Origin of the sequence: Hwanghaeella sp. 1Z406 (assembly GCF_048892425.1) — a bacterium.
Classification (GTDB): Bacteria; Pseudomonadota; Alphaproteobacteria; order UBA8366; family Aestuariispiraceae; genus Pacificispira.
The window spans coordinates 222,064-230,972 of the sequence record NZ_JBLZHU010000008.1; the positions used below are offsets into that span (position 1 = coordinate 222,064).

At 56.0% G+C, this 8,909-nt stretch carries 8 protein-coding genes and 1 pseudogene; 6 read left to right on the top strand and 3 right to left on the bottom strand.

The features are described 5' to 3' along the window. The first annotated feature begins 87 nt into the window (after positions 1 to 87). The 3 genes from ACOSDR_RS16295 to ACOSDR_RS16305 all read left to right on the top strand — a co-directional run bounded on the left by ACOSDR_RS16295 (position 88) and on the right by ACOSDR_RS16305 (position 2,938). Positions 88 to 981: a phytanoyl-CoA dioxygenase family protein gene (locus ACOSDR_RS16295; RefSeq protein WP_420731918.1), complete on the top strand. Its 894-nt coding sequence runs from the start codon at positions 88 to 90 to the stop codon at positions 979 to 981. A 26-nt stretch (positions 982 to 1,007) separates the two neighbouring features. After that, positions 1,008 to 1,685: a ribonuclease T2 family protein gene (locus ACOSDR_RS16300; RefSeq protein WP_420731919.1), complete on the top strand. Its 678-nt coding sequence runs from the start codon at positions 1,008 to 1,010 to the stop codon at positions 1,683 to 1,685. Positions 1,686 to 1,831: 146 nt separating this feature from the next. Continuing rightward, the gene (locus ACOSDR_RS16305) at positions 1,832 to 2,938 is read left to right on the top strand and encodes a TauD/TfdA family dioxygenase (protein ID WP_420731920.1); all 1,107 of its coding nucleotides are present in this window, start codon (positions 1,832 to 1,834) and stop codon (positions 2,936 to 2,938) included. A gap of 9 nt (positions 2,939 to 2,947) precedes the next feature. Here the strand turns inward: ACOSDR_RS16305 and ACOSDR_RS16310 are convergent, their stop codons facing one another. Both ACOSDR_RS16310 and ACOSDR_RS16315 read right to left on the bottom strand, forming a co-directional pair. Beyond that, the gene (locus tag ACOSDR_RS16310; protein WP_420731921.1) at positions 2,948 to 4,573 is read right to left on the bottom strand and encodes a N,N-dimethylformamidase beta subunit family domain-containing protein; all 1,626 of its coding nucleotides are present in this window, start codon (positions 4,571 to 4,573) and stop codon (positions 2,948 to 2,950) included. A gap of 11 nt (positions 4,574 to 4,584) precedes the next feature. Continuing rightward, positions 4,585 to 5,271 carry an ArsR/SmtB family transcription factor gene (locus ACOSDR_RS16315; protein WP_420731922.1) on the bottom strand — a complete coding sequence of 229 codons (687 nt, stop codon included), beginning with the start codon at positions 5,269 to 5,271 and terminating at the stop codon, positions 4,585 to 4,587. A gap of 72 nt (positions 5,272 to 5,343) precedes the next feature. Between ACOSDR_RS16315 and ACOSDR_RS16320 the strand changes: the two genes are divergently transcribed. The 3 genes from ACOSDR_RS16320 to ACOSDR_RS16330 all read left to right on the top strand — a co-directional run bounded on the left by ACOSDR_RS16320 (position 5,344) and on the right by ACOSDR_RS16330 (position 8,628). Beyond that, the gene (locus ACOSDR_RS16320; protein ID WP_420731923.1) at positions 5,344 to 5,682 is read left to right on the top strand and encodes an NIPSNAP family protein; all 339 of its coding nucleotides are present in this window, start codon (positions 5,344 to 5,346) and stop codon (positions 5,680 to 5,682) included. A 120-nt stretch (positions 5,683 to 5,802) separates the two neighbouring features. Further along, positions 5,803 to 6,931, top strand: a protein-coding gene (gene prfB, locus ACOSDR_RS16325; protein ID WP_420726233.1) for a peptide chain release factor 2 whose coding sequence is annotated in 2 segments (ribosomal slippage) — positions 5,803 to 5,871 and positions 5,873 to 6,931 — 1,128 coding nt in all. Because the reading frame shifts where the segments join, the coding sequence is not laid out codon by codon here. 2 nt (positions 6,932 to 6,933) lie between these two features. Then, positions 6,934 to 8,628 carry a glutamine--tRNA ligase/YqeY domain fusion protein gene (locus ACOSDR_RS16330; RefSeq protein ID WP_420731924.1) on the top strand — a complete coding sequence of 565 codons (1,695 nt, stop codon included), beginning with the start codon at positions 6,934 to 6,936 and terminating at the stop codon, positions 8,626 to 8,628. Positions 8,629 to 8,798: 170 nt separating this feature from the next. Here ACOSDR_RS16330 and ACOSDR_RS16335 read toward each other — a convergent pair. Then, positions 8,799 to 8,909 (bottom strand): annotated as a pseudogene (locus ACOSDR_RS16335) (ISAs1 family transposase); the annotation flags it as partial.

Consider the following 8,909-nt stretch of genomic DNA (forward strand, 5'->3'; position numbering starts at 1 on the left):
ATTTTGCGATACCTTACCCAGGATAATTATGGGACAATCATCCAAGTTTTAAGCCACACCGATCCAACACTTGGGTGAACAGATAAAATGTCGACATTGCCCGCAGAAGAAATGCAATCCGCCGCCAAATTTTATCGTGAACACGGTTATGCCATCATTAAAGGGTTTGTCAGCGGCGATGACCTTATGGATATGCAACGAGAAGCGGCTTCAGTTTATGCCGAGGGTCTGACGCATCATATGACCTATTATAATAGCAACCTCGCTTTTGACATTCTGCCGGAAAAGCATTTCGGAAAACGCTATGTCCAGCATGCTTATTGGTTTTCCTGGGTGAATGACTGGTTTGCACAGCACCGCCGCAGTGAGCGCATGCGCGCCCTGCTGGAACCCATTATCGGCTGTGATGTGAAACAACTGGTGGAACAACTGCACTGGAAACCACCAGGCGCCAGCAAAACAGGCTATCGCTTTCACCAGGACTATCGGTTCCGCCCAAATCCGGAACAATATCAGGATATCGTCGGCAACAGCGTCAATGTCGGCATCGCAATCGACCCTTGCCGGAAAGAAAACGGCTGTTTGCGCGTATTTCCAGACAGCCACAAGCTTGGGTATCTGGGCCTAGCCGATGATGGCGACGGCACCATAATGAATGGCCTGTCGACCGATGAAGAATTAATCCGCAAGGGTTTGGATCCCAACGACATGCTGTATGTCGAATTGGAACCCGGCGACGCCGTAATCTGGAGCCTGCTGACCGTCCATGGATCGATGCCAAACATGTCAGACCGTGATCGAGCCTTCGCGATTTCCAGTTATGTCCGCGCCAGCGCGTCCCCAAATCGCGGGGAATGGACGTTTCGGGATGGCCAGTCGATTCCCCTTGGCGCCGTGCCCCAACCTTGCAAGGATGGGCTCAATCGACCTCTCGGCGGCGTTTATGAAGACAGCGAATGGTATTTAAACGACAAAGCCTAGCAGCCCTTCTTGCGCTTGGGGGTTTCATGACCCCTGCCGTCCCTTCGGCGGCGCAAGCCATTGACTATGTCCTGGCCATCAGTTGGCAACCCGGCTTTTGCGAAATGCGGCCCGCCGTGCCTGAATGCCAAAGTCAAACCGCCGATAGATTTGATGCGACCTATTTCACCCTGCATGGCCTGTGGCCGGAACCACGAGGGAACGTCTATTGCGGGGTCCCTCCCCATGATCAGGAACTGGATCGGCGCGCGCAATGGCAGGCCCTTCCCGTTCTTCCGTTAAGTGCAGAAATAAGGCAGCAGTTGGATCAATCAATGCCGGGTACGCAATCCGGGCTGCACAGGCATGAATGGATCAAACATGGCACCTGCTCAGAGATGCCGACGCCGGAAGCCTACTTTCAGGAATCCTTAAGGCTGTTAGCTGCCCTCAATAACTCTCCGCTGCAGGCCTTGTTTCAAGACGCGATCGGTTCGACTTTATCTGGCGACGCAATCCGCGCGGCCATTGATAACGCCTTTGGCGAGGGTGTGGGGGAGAAAGTACAAATCATCTGCAAGTCAGTCGGCCCCCGAGACTTGATCGTAGAATTGCGGTTCAATCTAAAAGGTCCGCTGAAGGATCGTGATTTCAAAGCAGCCCTTCAAAGCGCCACCTCACGCGATCCCGGTTGTCCCGGTGGTGAGGTGGACGCCGTCGACTAAATACCCACACGTTCCTGCCTTCAATGACATCTAGAACATCCGGTGCATACAAGTTACGGATGGGTGAAAATTCCCCGGATTGCGGGCATTCACAATTCGTCTTAAGAACGACAGATCAACATTCCTTGCTTGGAAAGTGGCGCGCTATGGGCCTTATCAGTGTATCGCATGATGATTGCTATCTGACACTGGATTGGGACGAAAATCGGCAAACCAAACATGCCTTGATCTGGATGCGGGATAATGATCCCAGTGGCTTTCACCCCACAACGGGAGAGCGCGTGTTAGATCTGCTTTCAGTGCCGGAGAACCCCCAATTGGTTGCCGGCGCGGTGGAGGCCAATGAATTGAACCTGACATGGTCAGATGGGCATACAAGCCGCTTCACCGAAGCCGATCTCGTCACCCGGATCAGCGCCCCGGCAGGTAGCCGCACAGACACCCCGGTGCGCGCCGAAAGTTGGGATGGGTCCTTTGCAAATCAGATCCCCAGACATTCTGCGGACTCCATCTTAAAGGACGATAAAGGCCTATTGTCCTGGCTGGAGGATTTGACGAAATGGGGCCTGACCATCGTCGAGGAAGTGGCCTGTGAAACAGGCGCGATGGAATCGGTTTGTCGCCGCGTGGCGCATTTAAGGGAGACGAATTTCGGCTTGACCTTTGATGTGCGCTCCATCCCTAAACCCAATAACCAAGCCTATACCGCCGACGCCCTGCCGCTGCATACCGATTTGACGAACCAGGAAACACCCCCTGGCTTCCAATTCCTGCATACCCTGCAAAACGATGCGCAGGGCGGCGAGTCCCTCTTTGCCGACGGCATTCGTATGGCGGAGGATTTGCGTAAGGCAGACCCAGAGGCTTACCGGATGCTCACAGAAATTTCGATACCCTGCCGTTTTCATGATGACAGTTTCGATATCCGCTATCGCCGCCCCATCATTCGGGAAGATCGCAATGGGCAGCCGGTTGAGGTCAATTACAATGCCCATTTAGCCGACTATCTGGATTTGGAGCCAGAAGAAACCATCGCCTTCTACCATGCCTATCGCGCCTTCATGCGGCTAACCCGCGATGCGCACTATCGCATAGAAATGAAAAGCAGGTCCGGTGACATGGTGGCCTTTAACAACCGGCGCACCTTGCATGGGCGCAACGCCTTTGACCCCAATACAGGCGCGCGCCATCTGCGCGGATGCTATCTGGACTGGACCGATGTCATGAGCCGCATTCGGGTGCTTCAGCGTTAGCGCTGGATGTTAGCCGTTTGCCAGATACTGGCGCAGAACCGTTCTGGTCACTTGCTCAATGGCGGGATCAATCCCCGTTAGACCGGCCACCCAATTGCAGCTGCCAGCATGGAAGACTTTCCCCGTTCCCTTCGAAAACTCCACGATCATGCCATTGCCCCGCAGGGTATCCGCACAGGCCTGCGCGCTGTCGGTGCCATAGCGCAGTTGGGCAATAAATTTCGTTTCCATATCCCCGATGAAGGCAGGATAGTCCAGCTCTTCCGGTCCAGGCACCTCCCCCGTCGTAGCCAGGCCCAGCGCCAAAATGGTCAAATCTTCTGGGACCGATATGCCCTCTGCCGGTTCTGGCAGGCCGTGCCGAATGATGTAATCCAGCCCATCGGTTTCATAACCAAAGGCACCGCTGGGCTCCCCCAACAGATCGCCATAGCCAAGGCCTGTGCCTTCAAACGCCCAATGGTCCGGCCGATAGAGGGGAAAGCCCCGGACACCCCGCACACCGCATTTGCCCCAACCCGCATAGATGCCCCAACTGCCTTCCAGCCCGAAGGTCAGGGCACCGGGTCGCCCAACAATCGGGGCCTCCCAGGCCGTTGTGGTCAAATGGGGTGTGTCGGATCGGACCATAAGGTCTGTCTGCGCCGCCTCATATTTATGGCAGGTCTGTTGGCGGGCTGCGCTGTCTAATCGGCATTGCCACAGGAAATTCCCGGCAAAGCGAGCGATCCGGCCACCCCTTTCAACATAATCGTCGACCGCGTCCCGCATGTCCCAGGTCCAGTATTCATCATGACCGACAAAGGCACAGCATCCATACTGAGGCAGAATTTCTGGATGATCGACCAAATCACTCTGGGCAATCAGATCAACGGCCAGACCATCCCGTTCTGCCCAGCGCCAGAAATGACTTTCATAGCTGGCCCAGCCCGCGGAGGCATATTTTCGACTGTGGCCCGTCTGATAGGCCCATTCCATATGAGGATAACGCAGCGGCGCACCATAGGCGGGCGGTTCCGGCAATCGCACACGCGGTGCATCCGCTGGCAGCGACACGAACCCCTTATCAAAGGGACGGTTCAGGCTGACCACCGGGGCATAGTGGTCGCCGTTTGGCCCGCAAATACCATCATAATGATTGGAACCACCCCAGGAGTTATAGGCCCACCATGTGCAGGTAGAGGCCACCAATAACAGCCGCCCCTGCCCCCTTGCCTGCTGCTGAACTTCAGCGCTTGGGCGCACCAGCAACAGCCCCTCGCTTTCAACAGCAACCGATCCATCTCCAGAAAGTCCCCGTGCCACCAGTCGATAGGCACCCGACGGCCAATCCTCCGCCACGAATAATACCCCTGTATCAGTCCAATCACAGCCCTGAACAGAACAGTCGACGGGTGCTGCCTGCCACAGACCGTCTTGTTTGCCGGATTTCCAGACGACCGTCGGTGTCACGCCGTCGCGCAGGGCAATCACGTCATAATGGGGCTGATTGGTGGACACGAACAGGCGCACGTGATCGCCGGGGGCGGCACTAGTCTGATCGCAATAGATCCAGACTTGTGGCGATGCATCCGCCGAATCCGCTGTCTGATAGCGTGATTGCAACACGGCGACGCGCCGCGATGCCGCATCCATGTCCAGATCCATCATCCCCCCGGACAGAATGTGTTTATGAAGGCAGCCTCACCCGATTTGGTAAAGGCCACGATGCGGCTTCCAGCAGGTCGGGAGGCCCATCCCGTTTCAAACACATGGTCCAGGACCGCTTTGCCCAAACCGCCCGCCAAATGCGTGCGCCGCATGCTCCAATCCAGACAGGATTTGCACAGGGGACGCTTTGACTTCTGCAAGGGCTGAAAATCTATTCCAACGGATTGATAGAAATCAGTGCCTGCCTGGGTGATATCCAGCGCGTCCTCCGTCTCAATCAGGAAACCCTGTGCTGTCGCATAATCCAACATCTGCACACCCAATGCGCCTGCCAAATGGTCATAGCATACGCGGGCTTGACGCAATTCCGGGTCTTTCGGGCCGGTCCGGGTGCGCAAGAAACCATTCTTAGCCGCAAGGCCCATCAGCCCTTCCAGCACCAGGCCGACATCATGGTCTGCTAACGAAAAATAGCGATGACGCCCCTGTTTGCGTTGCCGCAACAGGCCCCCCGCCTCCAGTTTCGATAGATGACCACTGGCGGTCTGGGCGGTGATCCCGGCCTCTTGCGCCAATTCGGTTGCAGTCAGGGCCATACCACTCATCAACGCGGTCAGCATATTTGCCCGCGCCGGGTCGCCAATCAGGGCGGCAATTTGGGTGAAGTCAGGTCCATCTTTCATACTTCGATCCTAACCGAAGCATTCTCGTCTGTCAGTATGCAAAAACAGGGCTCACAGAAAGGGAGCCCAACCATGATTACCTGTTTCATCCGCTATCACATCGACCCGACGAAGAAAGCACAATTTGTCCAATATGCCCAAAATTGGGGACAAGCCATTCCAAGGTGCGGCGCTGATCTGATTGGCTATTTCGCGCCGCATGAAGGGTCCAGCACGCTGGCTTACGGGGTATACACAATTGAAAACCTGGCCGCCTATGAAGCCTATCGCGCACGCCTGAATGCTGATCCATTGGGCAAAGAAAATTACGCGTTCGCTCAGAAAGAAAAGTTTCTGCTTCGGGAAGACCGCACCTTCCTGACACTGGCTTCAAGCCCGCACGGATCAAAGGTGGTTCATGACAAAGGATAGGGCAATACGGCACTGATAGAATACACCACTCCCTTTCATGACTTCGCTACAAGTCTTGCCACTGCCGCCCGTTTCGCCTAAGTCCTGTGGCTCGCTTTAAGCTTTAGAGGATATAGGGTTATGCGCGCGGAAACGCAGGCTGTGGTGGATGAACTCAAGCAGTCATTGGAACTGCTGAGGAGGCATCTTTGACTGGGATGTTTCAACAAAACGCCTGGAAGAATTAAACGCGCGCGTCGAAGACCCGACCTTGTGGGATGACCCCACCGCCGCGCAAAAGGTGATGCGCGAGCGTTCCTCTCTGGAAACCCGGATTTCCGGCTTTCTGGATCTGGAATCCGGCCTGAATGACAATGTAGAGATGATCGAGCTGGCCGAGGCTGAAGGCGATGAAGGCCTGATCACCGAAGCGGAAAATGCGCTGAGCGGCCTGCGCGATGTCGCCGCCAAACAGCAGTTGCAAAGCATGCTGTCTGGCGAAGCAGACGGTAATGACTGCTTCCTGGAAGTCCATGCCGGTGCGGGCGGGACCGAATCCCAGGATTGGGCGGAAATGCTGCAACGGATGTATCTGCGCTGGGCCGACAAGCGCGGCTTCAAGACCGAGATGCTGGAAGAAAGCCCCGGTGAAGAGGCAGGTATCAAATCCACCACGATCCGCATTCAGGGCGAAAACGCCTATGGATGGCTGAAGACCGAAACGGGCGTGCATCGGCTGGTGCGAATCTCCCCCTATGATTCCAATGCCAGGCGGCATACCAGCTTTTCATCCGTGAAGGTCTATCCCGAGATTGACGATTCAATTGATGTGGAAATCAATGATGGTGACCTGCGCATCGATACCTATCGCGCGTCCGGCGCGGGGGGTCAGCACGTCAACCGAACTGATTCCGCCGTGCGTATCACCCACATCCCCAGCGGCATCGTGGTTCAGTGTCAGAATGACCGATCACAGCATAAGAACCGCGCCCAGGCCATGAAAATGCTGACATCGCGCCTGTACGAGGCGGAACTTAAACGCCGCGAAGCCGCCGCCCAGGACGATTTCCAGGCGGAAACCGAAATCGGCTGGGGACGGCAGATCCGCTCCTATGTGCTGCAACCCTATCAGATGGTCAAAGACCTGCGCACCGGCGTGGAGACCAGCAATACCGGCGGCGTTCTGGATGGCGATATCGATGCCTTCCTGGAAGCGTCCCTGGCCTCGAAACTTGAAGGCGGCACCACATCCGTCGAAGACCTGGATTGATAATGATGACCGATATGGTTGAGACAGTGACAAGCGAAGAAGACGACCGCCATGACTTTATTCGCGACAAGGTCCGCAGCGATCTTGCCAATGGCATTGTCAAACAGGTCGTCACCCGCTTTCCCCCGGAACCCAATGGCTATCTGCATATCGGTCACGCCAAATCGATCTGCCTGAATTTTGGCATTGCCCAGGAATTTGGTGGTCGCTGTAACCTGCGCTTTGATGACACCAATCCGATCAAGGAAGAACAGGAATATATCGACGCGATTGAAGAGGATGTGCGCTGGCTAGGATTCAAATGGGATGGACAGCCCTGCTTTGCCTCCGACTATTTTGAAACCTTCTATGGCTATGCCGTCCACCTGATCAACAACGGCAAGGCCTATGTCGATGACCTGAGTCCCGATGAAATCCGCGAATATCGGGGCACACTGACGGCACCGGGCAAGCCCAGCCCCCATCGGGACCGCAGCGTCGCAGAAAATCTCGATCTGTTTGCAAAAATGCGCGACGGCGCCTTCAAGAATGGCGAGAAATCCCTGCGCGCGAAAATTGATATGGCGTCCGGCAATATCAATCTGCGCGACCCGGTCCTGTATCGCATTCTAAACGCCAAGCATCCGCGCACGGGTGACACCTGGTGTATCTATCCCATGTATGATTTTGCCCATGGTCAAGGCGATGCGATCGAAGGCGTGACCCATTCCCTGTGTACCCTGGAATTCCAGGATCACCGCCCGCTGTATGATTGGTTCATCGAAAACCTGCCGGTGCCATCGCGCCCGCGCCAGACCGAATTTGCCCGCCTGAATGTCACCTATATGGTGCTGTCCAAGCGCAAGCTGATCCAATTGGTGAAGGAAAACCATGTATCGGGATGGAGCGATCCCCGCATGCCGACCATTCGCGGCCTGCGCCGCCGGGGTGTGCCCGCTGCGGCGCTGCGCAATTTCTGCAAACTGATCGGCATGACCAAATCCGACAAGGTCATCGAATATCAGATGCTGGAATTCTGCATCCGGGAAGAATTGAACAAATCCGCCCAGCGCCGCATGGCCGTGCTGGAGCCATTGAAGGTCACCCTGACGAATTACCCGGAAGGCGAAACCGAATGGCTGGACGCGGTCAACAATCCAGAAGATCCAGACGGCGGCAGCCGCCAGGTCCCCTTCTCGCGCACGCTGTATATTGAGCAAGCCGATTTTATGGAGGATGCGCCCAAGAAATTCTTCCGCCTGAGCATCGGCCGCGAAGTGCGCCTGCGCTGGGCCTATTTCATCACCTGCACTGATATGGTCAAGGATGCCGATGGCAATGTCATAGAACTGCTGTGCACCTATGATCCCGCCACCAAGGGCGGCGATGCACCAGACGGCCGCAAGGTGAAGGGCACGCTGCATTGGGTTTCGGCGGATCACGCAGTCGACGCAGAAATCCGCAACTACGATCACCTCTATACCCGCCCCGATCCAGGCGCAGAGGGTGATCCGATGGACGACCTGAACCCCGACTCGCTTTCCATCGCAACGGCCAAGCTGGAACCCAGCCTGACCGAAATCCCGGTCGGCGAAACCGTCCAGTTCGAACGCCAGGGCTATTACTGCGTCGATCCCGACAGCACCACCGACAAACCCGTCTTCAACAAAACCACCGGCCTGCGCGACAGCTGGGCCAAGGCCCAGAAGACGGGGTAAGGTCGCACTATCGGGGGGTACCATTGTCACCCCTCTCATCTTTTACCCCCCTTGAGAGGTGGGAATCTCCATCTTTTACTCCTCCCACCTTGAGGGGGGAGCGTCATCTTTAACTCCTCCCTCCTTGAAGGGGGAGCCTCATCTTTAACTCCTCCCCCCTTGAGGCAGGGCTATCGCATATGAGCGAAGAGCTTTGTGAGGAAGGCATCATCCCATCCGGCGCGTTTGATTTTGCCCTTGATGGAGCCTTTGTCGTCATTGGCTTTGATGATGTTGAGGGC

Bases quoted from the DNA above. Each gene is read 5' to 3' on its own strand.
- ACOSDR_RS16295 (WP_420731918.1), top strand. From the start codon at position 88: ATGTCGACATTGCCCGCAGAAGAAATGCAATCCGCCGCCAAATTTTAT.
- ACOSDR_RS16300 (WP_420731919.1), top strand. From the start codon at position 1,008: ATGACCCCTGCCGTCCCTTCGGCGGCGCAAGCCATTGACTATGTCCTG.
- ACOSDR_RS16305 (WP_420731920.1), top strand. From the start codon at position 1,832: ATGGGCCTTATCAGTGTATCGCATGATGATTGCTATCTGACACTGGAT.
- ACOSDR_RS16310 (WP_420731921.1), bottom strand. From the start codon at position 4,573: ATGGATGCGGCATCGCGGCGCGTCGCCGTGTTGCAATCACGCTATCAG.
- ACOSDR_RS16315 (WP_420731922.1), bottom strand. From the start codon at position 5,271: ATGAAAGATGGACCTGACTTCACCCAAATTGCCGCCCTGATTGGCGAC.
- ACOSDR_RS16320 (WP_420731923.1), top strand. From the start codon at position 5,344: ATGATTACCTGTTTCATCCGCTATCACATCGACCCGACGAAGAAAGCA.
- ACOSDR_RS16330 (WP_420731924.1), top strand. From the start codon at position 6,934: ATGATGACCGATATGGTTGAGACAGTGACAAGCGAAGAAGACGACCGC.